Consider the following 19,812-nt stretch of genomic DNA (forward strand, 5'->3'; position numbering starts at 1 on the left):
CACGGATGCTGTTCAGTGGACGGTGGACAGGTGGCCCGAGATGAACGGGCCGATCGACGCCAGGTTCTGCAAGACGACCAGCGCGGACGCGATGATCGCAGCGACGACGCCGAGGCCCCATACGCGGCGGCGGCGGTAAGCGGATGCTCGTGAGGCGCGCAGCGCATCGAAGGCGGCGAAGTCCGGTTCCGCGGGCTCGGACGCTCCCCACGTCGCAGAGTCCGCGGCGCGTGACGAGACTTCCCGAACCTCTGGCGGAGTCAGGGCGGAAGCCGAACGGGTCAACCACCGCACGAGGTCCCTCGACTGAAGCACGACGACCTTCTCCGGGCGTTCCTTGACCACGAGCTCTCGGGCTCCGACGATCACGACGAGCGGCGTCACCGGCGTCGACAGGATCCGCGACACACGCCGTCCCTCGTGCTCGGCGTTGCGCAGGTGGTTCGTCCGCTGCCCGTTGACCAGCAGCATCCGATTCCCGACCCACACCTTCCCCGAATGCCGCTTCGTGTTGATCGTGAACACACCGGCGGGACCGATCACCAGATGGTCGATGTCGCTGCCGCGGGTGCCGATCGGGATCGCGTGGATCACGTGCCAGCCCTGCCCGAGATGATCGAGAACGCGTCCGACCTCGAGCTCACCGAGTGCTCCGCTGTACCAGGACTCTGCGCCCGTGGAGAGCGGGTCCCTCCCGAAGAACCGCGCGGTACGCGTGCGGGGCGGGTGCAGGGCCTGGACGCGGAGCGTCTCGGCGATGACAGCGGATGCCGGTGGGCGAAGCCTCAGCGAGCTCGTCGGCGGGGCAGGGGCAGACGCCGGAGGCTCCAGTGGCGCATCAGGGACGGACGCCGATGCGGGCGGGATCGGATTCTCGAGGTCAGGATCCGGACGGATCAGGTCGACGGAGTCGGCGTCAGCCGGGATGCCGAGGTGCATTGCGACCTCGGCAGTGACAGCCCCACGCGCATCAGCCTGATCAACGGCGGGCGCGCACTCCACGCAGCGCACGGTACTGCGGGAGCGTTCGTACACCGCATCCGTCCCCGCGGGCAGATCGGTGCCGCACAGGCGGCAGCGGCCGGCGTAGCGCAGCCGCATCCGTTCCCCCTCTGCGCTCTCTTCAGGATCCGTCATATGACCCGCTCCCCAGTCGGCCTTGTGCGGAGCCTATCGGCGCGATCACGGGCTGGGAAGAAGGTTCTCCACCGGGGTGATGGGCGATGCCGTCAGCGCACGGGCGACGGAACCCTCGCGTTCTCGAACTGCCGGGCGTGCTCGGCCCAGCCGGCCTCGGCGGGGAGCGAGCGCAGCCCGCGGTTCGCGACGGCCATCAGCGCCGCGATCGCGCAGAGACCGGCGCCGAGCAGGATCGTGCCACCTCGGCCGAGCCAGGTGAGGCCGAAGCCGGCGATCAGCGGGGCGAGCGGCATGGCGCCCATCGCGAAGACGCCGGACGCGCTCGAGGCTCGTCCCATCAGCTCGCTCGGGGTCGCGACCATGAAGTAGCCGCCCATCGCGGCGTTCAGCGGGGCGAGGGTCAGCCCGGGAATCGCCATCACCAGCACGATCCAGAAAGGCTCGTGCACGAACAGCGTCGCCGCCGAGCCGATGCTCAGGGCGACCAGCCCGGCCACCATCAGCACGCCGGCGCCGATGCGCGAGACGAGGGGAGTGGCGAGGAGGGCGCCGACGAGCATGGTCGCGCCCATCCCGGCGCTGATCAGGCCGATCACCGCGGGGGAATGCCCGGTCTGCTGCAGCGAATAGACGATCGTGGTCATCACCGTGTTGATTCCGAGGTTGATGATGGTCAGGATCAGCAGCACGCCGCGCAGGTCGGGCCGCGAGAACAGCCAGGCGAATCCCTCCCGGATCTCGCGGAGGGCGTTCGGTTTGGAGGAGGATGCTGCATCCCCACCGGGCTCCGCGCCCGTCGCCATGCCTTCGGTCGGCCCAGCCGGCCCGGCGGCGGCATCCGCTCCGCGCAACCGAGGGATGGTCGCGGCCGACACGGCCGAGACCAGATGGCAGAGCGTCATGACGGCGCCCACGAGCCACCCGCCGGCCACGAGCAATGCACCGCCGATCGGGCCGCCGGCCAGTTGCAGCGCGGCATCCCTGGCCTGGTTCGCGGCCTGGGCGCGGCCCATGGTGTCGGGGGCCACGATGTCCTTCAGCGCGCTCTCGCCGGCGACGTCGAACAGCCCGGAGCGCGCCGCCAGCAGCACGTCGATCACCAGCAGCGTGGAGAACGTGAGCGCGTCCCCGAGGGCGAGCACGGTGAAGGCGGCGGAGAGCGCGACGCCGATCGACCCGCCCAGCACCATGAGCGTGATGCGGCGGTGACGGTCGGCCAGTACGCCGCCGAAAAGGGTCAGCGTCACACGCACAGCGGTTCCGGCGGCGCCGATGATCCCGGCCTGAGCAGGGTCGTTGGTGACGATCAGGGCGATGAGAGGGATCGCGAAGCCGAACAGTGCGCCGGCGAGGCCCTTGCTCGTGTCGCTGACGAGCCAGGACACGTACTGAAGGTTGCGCCACAACGAGGTCATGACGCTCAATCTAACCACGCAACTAAACTTGCGCAAGTAAAGTCGCGCAAATTCAACTGGATATACTGCGGGCATGACCGAGCAGCAGGAGGAGCGTCCTTCGCGGACCATGACCACCGCGATGCTCAAGGCGTTCGCCAACCCGCTGCGGCGCGACATGATGCGGGTCTTCGCGAAGCGCGAGTTCCTCCGCGCGGCCGATCTCGCCGAGGAGCTCGGTCAGCCCGCCAACAAGATCAGCTTCCATCTGAGAGTCATGGCGGATGCCGGGCTCATCGTCGAAGCGCCGGAGCACGCCCGGGACGGTCGGGACCGGGTGTGGACGCCCATCCGGGAGTCGCTGAACGTCGGCTCGCCCGAGGCGCCGGTCGCCGACGTCGCGCTCGGGAACGTCGTGATCGCGGCACTCGCCGAGGACCATCAGAAGCTCGTCCAGCGGGTCGTGTCCTATGCCCTGGAGAACCTCGCAGGCGGGCGCGACGACGTCGAGCACGGCACGCTCGCCATCCACAATCTTCGCCTCACCGACGCGGAGTACGAGCAGCTCACCAAGAAGCTGGGGCGCGTGATCTCGGAGGCCGAAGCGGCGCACGACCGCTCCGCGCCGGACTCGCGGTTCTGGCAGATCGACATCGTCGCCGCCGACGAGGCGATCTGAGGCGGGCTTACTTGTAGAAGCCCTCGCGCAGGTTGATGCCGTGCTCGACCCACGCCTTCAGGGCGGCGAGCATGCCGGTCCAGCCCTCGCAGTTGCCGAAGGCGCTCTTCGCTCCGGCATCCGTCGCGCGCCACGAGCTCTCGGTGATCGTCACCAGCGTGCGCGTGCCATCGTCGATCGGCGCGAACTCGAAGACGACGCGGCTGCGATCGTCGACGGTCTCGTTGCCGTCCCACTCGATCACGATCCGTCGCGGGGCCTCGGCCTCGACGACGGTCACCGGGAATCGGCCAGGGAAGTCCGCGAAGTCCCAGCTGACCTCGGCGCCGGCCTCGAGTCGGCCACGGGCCCCGCCGGTGGTGAAGTACTTCGAGAGGCGATCCGGATCGGCGACCGCCTCGTAGACCTCCGCGACGGGGCGGGAGATGCGGCCCGACACGGTGAACGACAGTTCGGTGAGCTCAGACATGTTATAAGATTACAACATGTCATCGAGAGATCAAGCCCCCGACGATGACGACCTCGTGTTCAAGGCGCTCGCCGCCCCCGTGAGAAGGCGGATGCTCGACGCGCTGCGCCCCGCGGAACTGACCACCGGCGAACTGTGCGGCCGCTTCCCCGAGCTGGACCGCACGACCGTGCTGCAGCACCTGCGCGTGCTCGAGCGCGCCGACCTGGTGATCGGACGTCGCGTCGGGCGGGAGCGGTGGCTGTCGCTGGCGCCCCTGCCCATCAAGCGCATCCACGACCGCTGGATCGGCGACTACGCCCGCGCTGCGGTGGAGCTGCTCGAGGATCTCGACGGCTGAGCCGGAACCTCCGCTCAGCTCATCGAGAAGTCGTACCGCTGCGGCACAGGGCGGTCGGGGAACGCCTGCCGCCACAGTTCCGACATGCTCAGCTCGCCCTCTCGGATGTCGGGCACCTCGATGCCCTCCTCGAGCAGGCCGCCGGCTTCCGCGAGGTCGGCGGATGCCAGCGCTGCGCGCACGGCCAGCACGCGGAAGCGCCCCAGCTCCCGCATCGGCGCGGGCAGCGCGGAGAGCAGGTCGCGGGCGTCCTCTGCCCGCCCTGCGGCGAGCAGCGCTTCGCCGAGCTCCAGCGCGAGGGGTGCGATCTCGGGCGCGAGCATCCGGGCATCCACGAGGTCGGCGAGGCCGGCATCCGTCTCGCCCGAGGCGAGCCTCACCAGGCCGAGTCCGCGCAGCGCCCACGCCGAGCGGCGCAGCCGCAGCGATGCCTCGTATCCGGCCACGGCAGCGCGCAGCTCGCCGCGCGCGTGCGCCATCACGGCCCGGTGGTAGTGCGTGAGCCAGCTCGCCGGCACCTCGGCCAGCAGCCGGTCCCAGAGCTCGCCCGCCACATATGACGACGGCGGCACGGATGGGTCGTCAGCCGCCTCCGCCGACCCGAGCAGTGAGCGCCAGTACGCGGCATCCGCTCCGGCATCCGCGTCGAAACGCACGCCGGGAAGACCCTCGAACGCGACGCCGTACCGGGCCGACAGCGCCGCCTCCAGCGCACCCCACGGAGACCCCGCCTGCAGAACGCGCCGCGGTGCGAGATCGGCGACGGCCTCAAGCCGAGCCGGACCGTCGGACGCCCGCGATGCCGCCGCGCGCACCGCCGAAGCGACCCGATCACTCGCCGCGGCCCACGCTCCGGACGGATCGCCGGCGTGCACGGGAAGGAAGGACTCCTGCCACTCCCAGGTCGCACCGCCCGGCATCCGCAGGTGCTCGTACTGCGTGGTCGCCAGCCCGCCCTGGATCTCGAAGTAGTCGCCGCCCAGCCAGTCCTGCCAGTGGCGCCCGCCCGCGTTGTCGCCCCAGACGAACAGCTTGCGCCCCTTCAGCCGGGCGGTCGAGACGTGACCGAGGCCGGACCCGTCCGCCTCCAGTGCCGCGATCCACGGCAGCTCGCCCGCCGGGAGCACATGGAACCAGTCGGCGGCCACGGGGGCGGATGCCGGGTACGACACGTCGTCGCTGACGAGGTCGACCAGCGACAGGCGGCCGTCGTAGTCGGTGCGGTACGCCTGCGTCGCGCTGGTGAACACCCGCGACTCCGCGGTCTGCGCCACGGCGATGTTCGTCCACCAGTACATGCCCGTCTCAACCGGGTGGGGGTTGCGCACCCGCACCTGCACGTGCAGCGCGGGAGCATGCGCGTCCAGGGTCGCATCGAGCTGCACGATCAGTCCGCGGACGCGCTCGTACTCCCACATGCGCAGCACCGGCTCGCCGTCGGGCCCGGTCACCTCGGCGGCGTACAGCGGGTCGCAGGTGAGGGGCCAGTGGCCGCGCATCCCGATGTTCCACTCCACGCCGCCCGAGAACCAGGCGTTGCGCAGTGCCAGGTTCGCCGGCTGGAACACGTCGTTGCGATAGACGAGGTCGCGTCCGTCCGCCTTGTCCAGCAGGCGCACCAGCCGGCCGCCGAGATCCAGGGCGAACTCCGCCCGCATGTGCTCGTTCTCCAGCACGGCCAGCCGCATCGGGGACATGCTGCGCTCGCGCCCGTACTGGTCCTGCAGCAGGTACGGGTGGATGCTGTCGACCCGTCCGTACGCGATGTTCGACGCGATCTCGGCCGGAAGCCCCTCGGTCGACGCCTCGTACGGGGCCTGCGGCATCGTCGCCACCGCGGGCAGCGGATTCACCTCGCCGACGGGTGCGGAGGGAAGCGGGACCGAGGCGATCGTGAGCGTGGCAGTCATGATGATGCTCACGCTAGCCAATGCGCGCGCCGGCGCCCAGCATCCGGTGCAAGCGGCTCTGTCGCGGCGGCCCGCACCGGCGTAGCATCGCTTCTCACAAGCCGTTGGGGGCGCACCCCGACCACCGGCCGAGGCGGCGGCGATCACAGATGGGGATTCGATCATGCCGCTCTACATGGATGTCCATTCGCTCGGCGACGCCGTCAGCCTCGACGATGTCGCCAAAGCGCATGCCGCCGACCTGGCCCTGCAGGACCAGCACGGCGTGCAGTACCTGCGCTATTGGGTCGACGAGGCGGGCGGGAAGATCTTCTGCCTGGTCGACGCGCCCGACCCCGAGGCCGCGAACACGGTGCACCGCGAGGCGCACGGCCTGGTCGCCGACGAGATCCACCTGGTCAGGGAGGGCGCCTAGCCGGTGTCGGTAGGGTGAGCGGGTGCCCGACTTCGACTTCCGCGCGCTGCGCCGATTCCCCGACGTCGAGGCGCCGAATCTGCAGGCCTGGGACGCCACCGACGAACTGCTCGTGCGATGGGCGCTCGACTCCGGTGTCCCGGGCGATGAGGTCGCCGTCATCGGCGACGAGTACGGGGCGATCACGCTCGCGCTGGCGGATGCCGGGGTGCCCGGCATCCGCGTGCATCAGGACCTGATCACCGGCCGCAGGGCGCTGGCGCATAACGCCGCCGCGCTGGGCCTCTCCGGCTGGACGTCGCACGAGCTCGGCGCCGATCTGCTGGCCGGCGCGCGCATGGTGCTGCTGCAGCTGCCGAAGGCGCTCGCCGAGCTCGAGGAGATCGCGGATGCCGTCGCCCGCTGGGCCGCGCCCGATGCGACGCTGGTCGCCGGCGGACGCGTCAAGCACATGACGCTCGCGCAGAACGAGGTGCTCGCGCGGCGCTTCGGCGCCGTCCAGGCGCAGCGCGCGGAGCGCAAGTCGCGGCTGATCGTGGCATCCGAGCCCCTCGCCGTCCCGACGGAGCCGCCCTTCCCGGTACGACAGGTGCATGACGGCCTCACGCTGTGCGCGTTCGGCGGTGCGTTCGCCGGCGCGCGGCTCGACATCGGCACGCGCGCGCTGCTCGACGCGATGCCCGGTCTCTCGGCGCACTTCGCGCCACAACTCCGGAGAAACGGGGCAGATCGGGTGGAATCAGCCGGAAGCGGGCAGGGCAGTGGGCAGATCTCCGGAGTTGTGGCCGGAGATGCCATGCAGGTCGTCGACCTGGGCTGCGGGACGGGTGCGCTCGCCGCGGCATTCGCCCTGAGCCATCCGGATGCCGTGGTCATCGCGACCGACCGCTCGGCCGCGGCCGTCCGCTCCGCCCGCGAGACCATGGCCGCCAACGGCATCGACGGCCGCGTGCAGGTCACGCTCGACGACGCAGGCTCCGAACTGCCGGATGCCTCAGCCGACCTGGTCCTGCTGAACCCGCCCTTCCACCTCGGCGCGAGCGTGCACGAGGGAGCCGGACAGCGTCTCATCCAGGCCGCCGCGCGCCTGCTGAAGCCCGGCGGCGAGGTGTGGACGGTGTTCAACTCGCACCTCGACCATCGTCGTGCCCTCAGCCGTGACGTCGGGGCGACGGAGCAGGTCGCGCGTACCCCCAAGTTCACCGTCACCCGCAGCGTCCGCCGGGGCTGAAACCCGTCGAATCGCCACCGGAAACCTCACAGCGATCGACTTTCCGACACGCGCATAACCCCCGGTGAGGCCGCGAAACCCGAGCGCGGATTTGCCACCCGACCAGCCATTCGTTAGCGTGGAAAGGTGGTCGAGGGACCACAAACACCAGTCCGCGGCCGCGTCCTTCTTTCGACTCGAGCTGTACACGAAGAGGCGCGGGCGTACGGTCGATGTTCTTTGCGGGGATCCGAAATCCCCGACCGCGCCGCCAGTACAGCGATTGTCGAAACGGCCCTGTGATCATCACCCGGGCGTTACCGAAGCCGGCTCACACGCACCCTGGCGACAGGTGAGCCGCGCGGGGGAAACGTGTCCGAAATCGCTCTTGAAGCGCACCATCTCTACAAGGTCTTCGGCCGCAATCCGCAGCAGGCGGTCAAGCGGCTCAAGACCGGGGAATCCCGAACCGACGTGCTGGACGCCGGCACCGCAGCCGTGATCGACGCGAGCTTCACCGTGAACCGCGGTGAGATCTTCGTGATCATGGGACTGTCCGGATCCGGCAAGTCCACCATCATCCGCATGCTCAACGGCCTGCACGACATCACCTCCGGCGAGGTGGTCATCGGCGGCGACGACATCGCCAAGGCGAACCCGGCCGCCCTGCGCGAGATCCGCCGCGACCGCGTCTCGATGGTCTTCCAGCACTTCGCGCTGCTGCCGCACCGCACGGTGGCCGCGAACGTGGCATACCCGCTCGAGCTCAAGGGCGTCAGCAAGACCGAACGGCTGGCCAAGGCCGAGGAGATCCTCGCGCTGGTAGGGCTGGAGGGCTGGGGCGACAAGCTGCCCAGCGAGCTGTCCGGTGGCATGCAGCAGCGCGTCGGCATCGCCCGCGCGCTCGCCGCGGACACCGACATCCTGCTGATGGACGAGGCCTTCAGTGCGCTCGATCCCCTGATCCGCCGCGAGATGCAGGAGCAGCTCGTCGAGCTGCAGGCCAAGCTGCAGAAGACCATCGTGTTCATCACGCACGACCTCAACGAGGCCATGTTCCTGGGCGACCGGATCGCCGTGATGCGCGACGGACGCATCGTGCAGATCGGCACGCCCGAGGACATCCTCACCGACCCGGCCAACGACTACGTCGAGCAGTTCGTGCAGGACGTCGACCGCGCCCGTGTGCTCACCGCATCCAACGTCATGGAGCGTCCGCGTCCCGTGGTCGCCGAGACCGCCGGCCCGCGCACGGCGCTGCGCCAGATGCGCGACGCCTACATGTCGGCCACCTACGTGGTCGGCCGCGACCGCAAGCTGATCGGGATCGTCACCGACCGGGATGCCGTGAAGCTGGTCCGCAAGGGCGAGACCTCGCTGTCGAGCATCCTCAAGCCGGTGCCGCAGGCGGTGGACGTCGACGAGGTGCTGATGAACCTGTTCATCCCCTCGGTCGAGTCGCCACTGCCCCTCGCGGTGACGGATGCCGCCGGCCGCCTGGTCGGCGTCATCCCTCGCGTCACGCTGCTCGCCGCGCTCGGCCCCGGCCCGGGCGCCACCGGTGAGCTGACCCTTCCGCTGAACCCGATGCCGCAGGCGGTGATCGACGAGGTGCTGGCCGAGGCGCAGGACGCCGTGGAGTCGGCCGCCGCGGAGACCGACCACACCGAGGAGGTGCGCTGATGCCCCGCATTCCCCTCGGCGACTGGGTCGAGACCGTCGTCTCCTGGATCCAGATCAACCTCGAGGGCGTCCTCGACTTCATCTCGATGGTCGTCGGTGCTCTGGTGAACGGCTTGATCGGCGCTCTGCTGTCGGTGCACTTCGTCGGCATCATCGCGATCCTCGCGCTGATCGCCTGGCTGCTGCGCTCCTGGCAGCTCGCCGTCGGCACGATCGTGTCGTTCGTGCTGATCCTCGGCCTCGGCCTGTGGGTGCCGACCATGCAGACGCTCGCCCTGGTGCTGGTCGCCGCCGTCCTGGCCGTGCTGATCGCGGTGCCGCTGGGCATCTGGTCGGCTCGCAATCCCACTGTCCGCGCCGTCCTCAAGCCGGTGCTCGACTTCATGCAGACCATGCCGGCGTTCGTGTACCTGATCCCGGCGATCGTGTTCTTCAGCATCGGCTACGTTCCCGGCCTCATCGCGACCGTGATCTTCGCGCTGCCCCCGGGAGTGCGGCTCACCGAGCTCGGCATCCGCGGAGTCGACTCCGAGACGGTCGAGGCCGGCCACGCCTTCGGTGCGACGCCGGGGCAGATCCTGCGCGGCGTGCAGCTGCCTCTGGCGATGCCGACCATCATGGCCGGCGTCAACCAGGTGATCATGCTCGCCCTGTCGATGGCGGTCATCGCCGGTATGGCGGGCGCCGACGGGCTGGGCAAGATCGTCGTCGAGGCGATCGCCAACGTGCAGATCGGCAAGGGCGTCGAGGCGGGCCTCGCCGTGGTGCTGATCGCCATGTTCCTCGACCGCGTCACCGCGGCACTGGGCGCGCCCGCGGGCAGCCGCTCATCGCTGCTCGGCATCATCGCGCGTCGTCGGGATCAGCGGCGCCGCGCCGCGGCATCCGCTGTGCCGGCGGATGCCGCCCTGCAGCCCGCCTGATCCACCTGCGTCACACCTGCATTCACACATACGGAACCGGAGAAGCATCATGAAGAAGAAGTTCACAGCACTCGCGGCGCTCGGCGTCGCATCCGCACTCGCCCTGACCGGGTGCGCGGGCGACGCCTCCGGCGGCACCGGCGCACCCGGCGCGGACGGCCCCTCGTCGGGCGGCGGCAAGGGCACGATCACGCTCGGCTTCCTGCCGTCGTGGACCGACGGTCTGAGCACCGCCTACCTGCTCGAGAACAAGCTCGAGGAGATGGGCTACAACGTCGAGATGAAGACGCTCACCGAGGCGGGCCCGCTTTACGCCGGCCTGGCCAAGGGCGACGTCGACATCTACCCCTCGGCATGGCCCGAGCTCACGCACAAGTCGTACATGGACAAGTACGGCGACAAGATCGAGGACCTCGGCGCCTACTACGACAACGCCAAGCTCACGATCGCGGTGCCGGATTACTCCGAGCTCACCTCGATCGAGGACCTCAAGGGCAAGGCCGCGCAGTTCGACGGCAAGATCATCGGCATCGAGCCGGGTGCGGGGCTCACCGAGCAGACGAAGAAGATGCTGCCGGAGTACGGGCTCGACAGCGAGTACGAGCTCGTCACCTCGTCGACCGCCGCGATGCTCACCGAACTGAAGAAGGCGACCGAGGCTCAGAAGGACATCGTCGTCACGCTGTGGCGTCCGTTCTGGGCCAACGACGCGTTCCCCGTGAAGGACCTCGAGGACCCGAAGGGCGCGATGGGCGAGCCCGAGGGACTGCACTTCCTGGCCACCGAGGGCTTCACCGAGAAGTACCCCGAGGCCGCGGAACTGATCAAGGAGATCAAGCTGGACGACGCGCAGTACGGCGCCCTCGAGGGCCTGGTCACCTCCGACGAGTACAAGGACAAGTCGGCCGAGGCCGTGAAGAAGTGGATCTCGGAGTACTCCGACAAGATCGACTGGCTGAAGAAGTAATTCTCCGCAGAGACGCGTCTGCCTGTCGAGCCCCCTCCGAGTGACACCGCTCGGAGGGGGCCTCGACGCGATGCGGGCGCAGTCGCAGTGGGCTGTCAAGGCCTCTGCCGCGTCAGGCCGCCGCGGCCTAGCCTGGTCGCATGGACGGGTTCGCGGCCATCGACTTCGGGTTCGCGCGCGAGGTCGTGCAGCGCGGCATCGCGGCGCTGTACCTCGTCGCGTTCCTGTCGAGCCTGAACCAGTTCCGTGTGCTGCTGGGTGAGCGCGGGCTGCTCCCCGCCCCCGAGCTGCTGAGCTGGGCGACCTCGTCGAAGGCGAGGAAGCGGATGCTGCGCCCGACCCTGTTCACGCGGATCCGCTACACGGACCGGCGCCTGGCGGCGCTGTGCTGGACGGGCATGGCGATCTCGGCGCTGCTGGTGATCGGCATCCCGCAGTTCGGGCCGCCCTGGGTGCCGATGATCGCCTTCCTCCTGCTGTGGGGCGGGTACATGTCGGTGGTGAACATCGGTCAGACCTTCTACGGCTTCGGCTGGGAGATGCTGCTGCTCGAGGCGGGGTTCCTCGCGGCGTTCCTCGGATCCCGCGACCAGCCGCCGCCGACCGTGGTGATCGTGCTGCTGTGGTGGCTGGTGTTCCGGCTGGAGTTCGGTGCGGGGATGATCAAGATCCGCGGTGGACGGGAGTGGCGCGACCTCACCGCGCTGACCTATCACCATGAGACGCAGCCGATGCCGGGGCCGCTCAGCCGGCAGGCGCACCTGCTTCCCCGCTGGTTCCACAAGGGGGAGGTGCTGGGCAATCACTTCGCGCAGCTGGTGGTGCCGTTCTTCCTGTTCGCGCCGATCCTGGGACTGTTCCGGCGCTGGGCCCCTGAGCTCGTCGAAGGGCCTCAGATCGTCGGCACGATCGCGGCGGCGATCGTCATCCTCACCCAGCTGTGGCTGATCGTGACCGGCAACTTCGCCTGGTTGAACTGGGCGACGGTCGTGATCGCGTTCTCGGCGGTGTCGGTGCCGTTCGGCCGGCCCCTGTCCTGGGCCGCTGAGCCTGTCGAAGCGCCGCAGCGTCTCGAGCCGATCGATCCGTACTGGATCGTGATCACCTCGGCGGTCGGCATCCTGTACCTCGCGATCAGCTGGCCGGCGCTGCGCAACCTGTTCGCGCACCGTCAGCTGATGAACGCGAGCTTCAACCGCTGGCAGCTCGCCAACGCCTACGGCGCCTTCGGCACGGTCACGAAGCAGCGCATCGAGTTCGTCGTCGAGGGCACGACGGATGCCGATCCGGAAGCCGCCCGCTGGCGCGAGTACGAGTTCAAGGGCAAGCCCGGCGACCTGCGCCGCATCCCGCGGCAGTTCGCCCCGTATCACCTGCGGCTGGACTGGCTGATGTGGTTCCTGCCGCTCGGGCGCTCACTGGAGGACTGGTTCGCGATGTTCCTCGTGCGGCTGCTGGAGGCGGACGCGCCGACCCTGCGGATGCTGCGGTACGACCCGTTCGCGGGCGAACGCCCCCGCTGGGTGCGCGTGGTGGCGTACCGCTACCGGTTCACCACGCGCGCCGAGCACCGGGCATCCGGCGATGTCTGGGCGCGCGAGCGGCAGGGGCTGGTGGTGCGCCCGCTCGGCGGGTGACCGCTCGTTCGCCGGCACAGGTGCACGACCGGGGAACGTCTGCACGATCGAATCGGGCATCCGGCCGTGCATCCGTACCCGGGTCGTGCAGGTGTACCCGGGGCAAACCCTCAGAGCAGGACGGGATGCCCGGTCGCGAGCGACGCGTACGCGGCCTCCACCAGTGCGACGGCGGCGACGCCGTCGGCGGGCGTGACGCGTGCGTCGCGACCGGTGCGGATGGCGTCGAGGAAGTCGGCGAGCTGCGCCCGGTACGGATCCACGGCGGATGCCGGTGGCAGGTACCCCTCCCGTGCGCCGGACAGCTCGTCGGTGTCCACCGACAGCTCGCCGTCCGAGCCCACCACCGACGCGCTCGAACGGAACCGGGTGTCCGGCCCGAACCAGTCCGCGCGCACATGGCTGATGGCGCCGTTCGCGTGGGTGAGTGCGACGTGCGCCGACACCGGCGGCTGCACGACTCCGTCGATCGCCGGCGGATCCTGCGTCGCGGACACCTCGACCACGGGGCCTGCCAGCCACAGCGCCTGATCCAGGTCGTGGATCATGAGGTCGCGGATGAGGCCGCCTCCGGCATCCTGCGAGTAGAACCAGGCGGATGCCGGGGCCGCGACCGTCCGGCGGAAGGTCAGCTCCAGCAGGGTGCCGGCCCCGCCGACCGCCTCGTGAACCTGCTTGTATCCGGAGAAGTAGCGCACCACGTGCGCGGGGAACACGCGAACGCCCGCCCCGTCCGCGGCATCCGAGATGGCCTGTGCGTCGGCGACGGTGACGGCCAGGGGCTTCTCGCACACCACGTGCCTGCCGCGGGCGAAGGCGGCCTTCGCGATGTCGAGGTGCGTCGCGGTGGGGCTGACGATGTCGATGATCCCGCAGGCGTCGATCAGCTCGTCGAGGGTATCGACGACGCGGAGACCGTAGCGCTCGGCGAGGGCGTCCGCCCCGGCGCGGCCCAGGATGTCGACCTCGGCGCCGAGCGCGAGCCATCCCTCGATGTGCGGCGGGGCGATGCCGCCGGCGCCGACGATGCCGATCCGCGGAGTGTCATCCATACGGCCGAGCCTACGTCGGCGCCTGCCGGCTCGGCACCCGACCTCCTTCGCCGAAACCCCCGGATATCGTCGAGACCCCCACCTGCAGACGTCCGCAGGTGGGGGTCTCGACGAGAAGTGGTGGTGTCGGCGTCAGACGGAGGGGTCGTCCCGCTTCAACGGCATCCGCTCGGGTTCCGGGGCGGCGGGCGGCGCTGCGGAACTTCCGGGGGTCAGCTCGCCGGCGACCTTGGTCTCCAGCACCTGCACGGCCTCGTCGGAGAGCAGGATGAGTCCCTCGAGCTCGTCGCGCACGCGCTTGTAGGCGACCTGGCGCTCGGCCTGCGTCGCCGACTCGTCGAGGGCGACCTTCAGCATGTGCTGCGCGCGATCGAGGCGCTTGCGCTCGTCCTCGCTGAAGGTCGAATCGCGCAGGCGGCGGGCGTCGCGCTCGGCGACCTCGAAGGCCACGGCGTAGTTGCCGACGGCGTCGAGGTACTCGGTCACGCGCTGCTCGGAGACCTTCGCATCGGCGGATGCCGGACGCAGGGCGTCGGCGGTCTTCTTGGCGCGCAGGAATGCGGCGGTGAGGGGCTGGCGGCCGTCGCTCATGGCGGGGAACGCGATGAGCTTGGCGACGTCGAGCTCGTAGTCCAGCCAGCGCGCCGTGATCTCGTCGTGCTCCTTGAACAGGCGCTCCAGGAGCTCGTCGGAGGGGACGGATGTCGCCGCCGCACTGGCCTGGGCGCCGCGCTTCGTGCGGACCGGACCGGTGAGCGCGCGGGCCTGCAGCTCCGCCGTCTTGAGCTCGCTCTTCAGCCGCAGGGTCTCCAGACGGCGCTCGTGGCGCTCGCGGGACGCGACCTGCCAACGGCGGGCGATTCCGCCGCCGACGCCCATGATCGGGAAGATCAGCCACCAGAGGTGGCCGAAACTGTTCCAGAAGCCCGTCCAGAAGGTTGGATCCATGATGTGCTCAGCCTAATTCGCCGCGCCCTCATCGGAGGAGAACTCCGTGATCGGAGGAGCTTCAGCAGGGAGCACTCCTCCCGAACGAGAGTTCTCCTCCCGAACGGACGACCTGGACATGCCGACCTCTCATCCTTTTGATGGAGACCGGGTTCACTCCCGTTCGCGATGTGCGCGGACGGCGCCGCTGGTGGAGTGGATGTCATGGCAGAACTCCGCTCTCGGCATCCGCTCTCCGACCGACTCACCTCGCGCCGCGGCGCATGGGTGTCGCTGGGACTCGTCCTGCTGGTGATGGTCCTGCTGTTCGGGGCGTTCGGCTCCGCGAAGGCGCCCGCGGGCAATGCGCAGGCGCCGGCGGCATCCGAGTCCGCCCGCGTGAGCGAGCTGCTCGCGAAGTTCCCCGACGCCGACCGGCAGTCGGTGCTCGTCGTCGCCTCCCGCGACGACGGCGCGAAGCTCACCGACGCCCAGGCCGGCGAGCTGAAGGATCTGCTGCCCGTCCTCGACGAGAGGGCGGATGCCGCGTCCACGGGCCCCCTGATCAGTGACGACGGCGAGGCCGCGGTGCTGATCACCCCGATCAAGGTGGGCGAGACCAACGCCGACACGGCCGAGGTCGTGAAGGCCCTGCGCGCGGACATCGCGGACCACGCCCCGGACGGCGTCACGCTGCAGGTGACGGGCGGTCCCGCGTTCGGCGCCGACGTCGCCTCGTCGTTCGAGGGTGCCGACTTCACGCTGCTGCTGGTGACGATCCTGATCGTCGCGCTGCTGCTGATCGTCACCTACCGCTCCCCGGTGCTGTGGCTGATCCCGCTGGTGGTGGTCGCGCTCGCCGACGGCCTGGCCGGGCGTCTCACCGCTGCGGCCGGCACGCTGTGGAACCTGCAGTTCGACGCGGGCATCCTCAGCGTGCTGGTCTTCGGCGCCGGCACGAACTACGCCCTGCTGCTGATCTCCCGCTACCGCGAGGAGCTGCAGAAGACGGAGGACCACCGTGCCGCGCTCAGCATCGCCTGGCGCAGCACGGCGCCGGCGATCGTCGCCTCGAACGTCACCGTGGTGCTGGCGCTCCTCACGCTCGTGCTGGCCGTGATCCCCGGCACGCACGGCCTGGGCGTCTCCTCGGCGATCGGCCTGCTGATCGCGCTGCTCTCCGTGCTGTTCCTGCTGCCGCCGCTGCTGGCGGTGTGCGGTCGGAAGGCGTTCTGGCCGTTCATCCCCCGTCCGGGTGAGGCGCCGCGGCAGGGCCGCGTCTGGCGGCGGGTGGCCTCCGGTGTGGTGCGTCGTCCGCTCGTGAGCCTGCTGGCCGGTGCGGCTCTGCTCGCGGTGATGGCGACAGGGCTGCTGGGCACGTCGGTCGGGCTCGACCAGCTGGAGAAGTTCCGCGTGCAGTCCGAGTCGGCCGCGGGCCTCGAGGTGCTCTCGGCGCACTTCCCGCCAGGAGAGGCGCAGCCGATCCTCATCGTCGCCGGCAGTGGGGCATCCGACGCCGTGCTCGATGCGGTCGCCGATGTCGACGGCGTGGTCCGCGCGAACCCCGTCGGTGAGACCGACGACGGCCAGCTCACCGAGATCATGGTGACCAGCGAGTACGCGCCGAGCACGCCACGGAGCCTGGATCAGATCTCCGCGCTGCGCGACGCCGTGCATGCCGTCCCGGAGGCGGATGCCGTGGTGGGCGGCGCGGTCGCCACCGACCTGGACGCCCGCGCGGGGAACCAGCGCGACCTGCTGCTCGTCGCCCCGCTCGTGCTGGGCGTGAGCCTGCTGGTGCTGATCGTGCTGCTGCGCTCGCTCGTCGCCCCGGTACTGCTGCTGATCGTGAACCTCGCGAGCGCGCTCGCCGCGATCGGCGCCGGGGCATGGCTGAGCCGGATGCTGTTCGGCCAGCACGCCCTCGACCTGCAGGTGCCGCTGCTGTCGTTCCTGTTCCTGGTGGCGCTCGGCATCGACTACACGATCTTCCTCGTGCATCGCGCCCGCAGCGAGGCGGCCGTCCGCGGCACGCGGGCGGGGATGGTCGAGGCGATCGCGCACACCGGCGGCGTGATCACCAGCGCGGGCATCGTGCTCGCGGCCGTGTTCGCGGCGCTCGGGGTGCTGCCGCTGGTCACCCTCGGGCAGCTGGGCCTGATCGTCGGAGTCGGCGTGGTCGTCGACACCCTCGTGGTGCGCACGGTGATCGTGCCTGCGATCTTCGCGCTGGTGGGCGAACGGATCTGGTGGCCGGGGCGGGCGTCGAAGGCTCCCGGCGCGCAGGGCACGCCCACGCAGGCGGCATCCGACGCGGGCGCACTCGCCACGCAGGAACCCGGTGATCTGCTCGACCCGCAGGGAGAATCGACACATGAACGTCGTGAAAGCGCCGCTGGCGCGCGCTGAGCGGACGGGACCCTCCTCCGCAGACCGGGCCGCGCACGCCTCGCCGGTCGTGCGGGCGATGGAGATCGGCCAGCACGTCATGGCCGCGGTCCTCACCGTGATCGGCGTGATCCGCGCGATCGGCGACGGCACACCCGTGCCCGCCGCCGTGGTCGCCGGCCTCGCGATCCTCGTCGCGCACGCCACGGGCAGCGTGCTGCCGCTGCGGTCCCGCCGCCTCGCGGTGGGATGGCTGATCGGATTCGCCGTCATCTGGCTGGCGGCCGTGGCCGTCTCGCCGGAGTTCATCTGGGTGGCCTTCCTGCTCTGGCTGCTCGCCGGCCATCTGCTCACGGTCCCATGGGGCCTGCTGTTCTCAGCGCTGGTGCTGGCGGTCGTGATCGTCGCGCCGATCCTGCATCACGGCGTCACCAGCTATGCGAACGTCTTCGGGCCGGTGATCGGCGGCGTCTTCGCGTACGGCGTCTCGCGCGGCTACCTGCAGCTGCTGCGCGACGCGACAGAGCGCGAAAGGCTGGTCGACTCCCTCACCCGCGCGCAGCACGAGATGGCCGACCTGCAGGACGAGCTCGCGCTCGCGCAGCGCGAGTCGGGTGCCGTCGCCGAGCGCACCCGCATCTCCCGCGACATCCACGACACCGTCGCCCAGGCGCTCTCGTCGATCCGCCTGCTTGCGCACGCGGGCGCCGACAGGACCGCGGATGCCGATGCCGCGCGTGCCCTGTCGCAGGTCGAGGCGCTCGCGGGCGACAGCCTGGCGGACGTGCGCAGGATCGTCGCCGCGCTCGCCCCTGCCGAGCTGGAGGACGGCGTGCTGGCGGCGGCCCTGCGTCGCATGCTGGACCGCGCGCACGACGAGGCCGGCCTGCAGGCGGAGCTGCACGTCGACGAGTCGCTGCCCGTGCTGCCCACCGAGGTGGAGGTGGCGCTGCTGCGCACCGCGCAGTCGGCACTGGCCAACGTGCGCCTGCACGCCGCCGCGAGCCGGGTGGTGATGAGCCTGATCGACGACGAGCGCTCGGTGCGGCTGGACATCATCGATGACGGTGCGGGTTTCGACCTGGCCGCGTGGGAAGCGGAAGCCGGGAGCGGTTCGTCCAGCTACGGGCTGCGGTTCATGCGGGCGCGGCTGCGCGAGCTCGGCGGCGGACTCGACATCGAGAGCGCCCCGGGCGAGGGGACGGCGATCTCGGTGCAGCTGCCGATCCGTCCGGAGCCTGCGCCACCGGCATCCGCTTCCGTGCCACCGGCATCCGACCCGGCACCCCCGACCCCCGAGGAGGAGACGCGATGACCGTCACCGTGCTGCTCGTCGACGACCATCCGGTCGTCCGCAGCGGACTGCGCGCCGTGCTCGACACCGATGACGTGCAGGTGATCGGAGAGGCGGCGACCGGTGAGGAGGCGCTCGCCCTCACGGCCCACCTGCATCCGGACGTCGTGCTCTGCGACCTGCGCCTGGGCGCCGGCATCGACGGCATCCAGACCACCGCGGCGCTGCGCGCGCTCGACCCGGCACCCGCCGTGCTCATCCTCACCACCTTCGATCGGGATGCCGAGATCCGCGGCGCCATCGAGGCCGGTGCCGCCGGCTACCTGCTGAAGGAAGTCGACCCGCAGCTGATCCTGGACGGCATCCGCCGGGCCGCCGCGGGCGGGATGGTGCTCGCGCCGGACCTGGCCGCGCGCCTGCTCGAGGGTCTGCGCAGCCCGCTGCCGCGGCTCACCGACCGCGAGACCGAGGTGCTGCGGCTGCTCGCCACCGGCGCCGCGAACCGTGAGATCGCCCGCACCCTGTTCGTCACCGAGGCGACCGTCAAGAGCCACCTCGCCCACATCTTCACCAAGCTCGACGTCGACAGCCGGTCGCGCGCGATCCACGTCGCCCGCGAAGCCGGGCTGATCTGACCCATCCTGGAGGAAACCATCATGAAGAGACTCGTCAACGCCGCATTCGCATACATGCTCGCCGGGGTCGCATCCGGCCTGTTCTACCGCGAGTTCACCAAGGCCAACGACTTCACCGGCGCGACGTTCACCCAGCTGTCGGTGGTGCACACGCACCTGCTGGTCCTCGGCTTCGTGATGCTGCTGATCGTGCTGGTGATCGAGAAGGTCTTCACGATCTCGCGCAGCCCGCGCCTGTTCTCCTGGTTCCTCTGGCTGTACAACGCCGGGGTGATCGTGACCGCGGGAATGATGACCTGGCACGGGATCCTCACGGTGCTCGGTCAGGAGTCCAGCGCGATGATCGCCGGGATCGCCGGCCTCGGGCACATCCTCATCACCGCCGGCCTGATCGTCTTCTTCATCGCGCTGCGCCGTGCCGTGGCCTCGGACGCCGGGACGACCGGACGCGACGCGCTCGCCGGCTGATCCTGAGGGCCGACCGCACGTGCGCGTGACCTGCGTTCGTCTCCCGGCGAGCTCCAAGATACCCCCGGGGGTATTTCTGATACGGTGGCACTCGACGACAGAGAGGACCCGAATCGATGTGTCGAGCAGTCACATGCCGCTCCTGCGGCAAGACCACCTGGGCCGGATGCGGCCAGCACGTGGACAGCGTCATGGCCGGAGTGCCGGCAGCGCAGCGCTGCCGCGGCCACGAGGACGAGCCGCGCGCCGGCTTCCTGGCGAAGCTGTTCGGAAGGTCCTGA

The 19,812-nt window shown here is 70.2% G+C and carries 19 protein-coding genes; 13 read left to right on the forward strand and 6 right to left on the reverse strand.

Annotated elements, in window-relative coordinates:
- Positions 1–12 precede the first annotated feature (12 nt).
- Both MIAR_RS03265 and MIAR_RS03270 read right to left on the reverse strand, forming a co-directional pair.
- Complete coding sequence (locus tag MIAR_RS03265; protein WP_285631228.1) at positions 13–939, reverse strand: nuclease-related domain-containing protein; 927 nt, start codon at positions 937–939, stop codon at positions 13–15.
- A gap of 290 nt (positions 940–1,229) precedes the next feature.
- Complete coding sequence (locus MIAR_RS03270; RefSeq protein ID WP_285631231.1) at positions 1,230–2,555, reverse strand: MFS transporter; 1,326 nt, start codon at positions 2,553–2,555, stop codon at positions 1,230–1,232.
- A 73-nt stretch (positions 2,556–2,628) separates the two neighbouring features.
- Between MIAR_RS03270 and MIAR_RS03275 the strand changes: the two genes are divergently transcribed.
- Positions 2,629–3,213, forward strand: coding sequence for a helix-turn-helix domain-containing protein (locus MIAR_RS03275; RefSeq protein ID WP_285631234.1), 585 nt, complete (start codon positions 2,629–2,631; stop codon positions 3,211–3,213).
- 7 nt (positions 3,214–3,220) lie between these two features.
- Here MIAR_RS03275 and MIAR_RS03280 read toward each other — a convergent pair whose 3' ends face one another.
- Positions 3,221–3,682 carry an SRPBCC family protein gene (locus MIAR_RS03280; protein ID WP_285631237.1) on the reverse strand — a complete coding sequence of 154 codons (462 nt, stop codon included), beginning with the start codon at positions 3,680–3,682 and terminating at the stop codon, positions 3,221–3,223.
- A 16-nt stretch (positions 3,683–3,698) separates the two neighbouring features.
- Here MIAR_RS03280 and MIAR_RS03285 point away from each other — a divergent pair, with 16 nt between their 5' ends.
- Positions 3,699–4,022: an ArsR/SmtB family transcription factor gene (locus MIAR_RS03285; RefSeq protein WP_285631240.1), complete on the forward strand. Its 324-nt coding sequence runs from the start codon at positions 3,699–3,701 to the stop codon at positions 4,020–4,022.
- A 14-nt stretch (positions 4,023–4,036) separates the two neighbouring features.
- Here the strand turns inward: MIAR_RS03285 and MIAR_RS03290 are convergent, their stop codons facing one another.
- The gene (locus tag MIAR_RS03290) at positions 4,037–5,932 is read right to left on the reverse strand and encodes a DUF5107 domain-containing protein (RefSeq protein ID WP_285631243.1); all 1,896 of its coding nucleotides are present in this window, start codon (positions 5,930–5,932) and stop codon (positions 4,037–4,039) included.
- Positions 5,933–6,095: 163 nt separating this feature from the next.
- Between MIAR_RS03290 and MIAR_RS03295 the strand changes: the two genes are divergently transcribed.
- The 6 genes from MIAR_RS03295 (at position 6,096) to MIAR_RS03320 (ending at position 12,767) form a co-directional block, all read left to right on the forward strand.
- The gene (locus MIAR_RS03295; RefSeq protein ID WP_285631246.1) at positions 6,096–6,347 is read left to right on the forward strand and encodes a DUF4242 domain-containing protein; all 252 of its coding nucleotides are present in this window, start codon (positions 6,096–6,098) and stop codon (positions 6,345–6,347) included.
- 22 nt (positions 6,348–6,369) lie between these two features.
- A complete protein-coding gene (locus MIAR_RS03300; protein WP_285631249.1) occupies positions 6,370–7,578 on the forward strand; it encodes a class I SAM-dependent methyltransferase in 1,209 nt (402 codons plus the stop codon).
- A gap of 351 nt (positions 7,579–7,929) precedes the next feature.
- Positions 7,930–9,240 (forward strand): quaternary amine ABC transporter ATP-binding protein, encoded by a 1,311-nt coding sequence (locus MIAR_RS03305; protein WP_285631251.1) that lies wholly within the window; start codon positions 7,930–7,932, stop codon positions 9,238–9,240.
- Positions 9,240–10,163, forward strand: a complete 924-nt coding sequence (locus MIAR_RS03310; protein ID WP_285631254.1) for an ABC transporter permease — start codon at positions 9,240–9,242, stop codon at positions 10,161–10,163. The genes MIAR_RS03305 and MIAR_RS03310 overlap by 1 nt, the downstream gene beginning before the upstream one ends.
- A 49-nt stretch (positions 10,164–10,212) precedes the next feature.
- On the forward strand, positions 10,213–11,130 hold the full coding sequence (locus MIAR_RS03315) for a glycine betaine ABC transporter substrate-binding protein (protein ID WP_285631256.1): 918 nt from the start codon (positions 10,213–10,215) through the stop codon (positions 11,128–11,130).
- Between the two features lie 140 nt (positions 11,131–11,270).
- Positions 11,271–12,767: a lipase maturation factor family protein gene (locus tag MIAR_RS03320; protein WP_285631259.1), complete on the forward strand. Its 1,497-nt coding sequence runs from the start codon at positions 11,271–11,273 to the stop codon at positions 12,765–12,767.
- A gap of 110 nt (positions 12,768–12,877) precedes the next feature.
- Here the strand turns inward: MIAR_RS03320 and MIAR_RS03325 are convergent, their stop codons facing one another.
- Positions 12,878–13,819, reverse strand: a complete 942-nt coding sequence (locus tag MIAR_RS03325) for a Gfo/Idh/MocA family protein (RefSeq protein ID WP_285631262.1) — start codon at positions 13,817–13,819, stop codon at positions 12,878–12,880.
- A 132-nt stretch (positions 13,820–13,951) separates the two neighbouring features.
- Positions 13,952–14,767, reverse strand: a complete 816-nt coding sequence (locus MIAR_RS03330; RefSeq protein WP_285631265.1) for a hypothetical protein — start codon at positions 14,765–14,767, stop codon at positions 13,952–13,954.
- A gap of 204 nt (positions 14,768–14,971) precedes the next feature.
- Here MIAR_RS03330 and MIAR_RS03335 point away from each other — a divergent pair, with 204 nt between their 5' ends.
- The 5 genes from MIAR_RS03335 (at position 14,972) to MIAR_RS17525 (ending at position 19,812) form a co-directional block, all read left to right on the forward strand.
- Positions 14,972–17,155 carry an MMPL family transporter gene (locus tag MIAR_RS03335; protein ID WP_285631268.1) on the forward strand — a complete coding sequence of 728 codons (2,184 nt, stop codon included), beginning with the start codon at positions 14,972–14,974 and terminating at the stop codon, positions 17,153–17,155.
- Positions 17,121–18,449 carry a sensor histidine kinase gene (locus tag MIAR_RS03340; RefSeq protein WP_285631271.1) on the forward strand — a complete coding sequence of 443 codons (1,329 nt, stop codon included), beginning with the start codon at positions 17,121–17,123 and terminating at the stop codon, positions 18,447–18,449. The genes MIAR_RS03335 and MIAR_RS03340 overlap by 35 nt, the downstream gene beginning before the upstream one ends.
- Positions 18,446–19,063 carry a response regulator gene (locus MIAR_RS03345; protein WP_285631274.1) on the forward strand — a complete coding sequence of 206 codons (618 nt, stop codon included), beginning with the start codon at positions 18,446–18,448 and terminating at the stop codon, positions 19,061–19,063. The genes MIAR_RS03340 and MIAR_RS03345 overlap by 4 nt, the downstream gene beginning before the upstream one ends.
- A 21-nt stretch (positions 19,064–19,084) precedes the next feature.
- The gene (locus MIAR_RS03350; RefSeq protein ID WP_285631277.1) at positions 19,085–19,531 is read left to right on the forward strand and encodes a DUF2871 domain-containing protein; all 447 of its coding nucleotides are present in this window, start codon (positions 19,085–19,087) and stop codon (positions 19,529–19,531) included.
- A gap of 116 nt (positions 19,532–19,647) precedes the next feature.
- Complete coding sequence (locus tag MIAR_RS17525; RefSeq protein ID WP_344289743.1) at positions 19,648–19,812, forward strand: DUF8730 family Cys-rich protein; 165 nt, start codon at positions 19,648–19,650, stop codon at positions 19,810–19,812.

The organism is Microbacterium arabinogalactanolyticum, assembly GCF_030268005.1.
Classification (GTDB): domain Bacteria; phylum Actinomycetota; class Actinomycetes; order Actinomycetales; family Microbacteriaceae; genus Microbacterium; species Microbacterium arabinogalactanolyticum.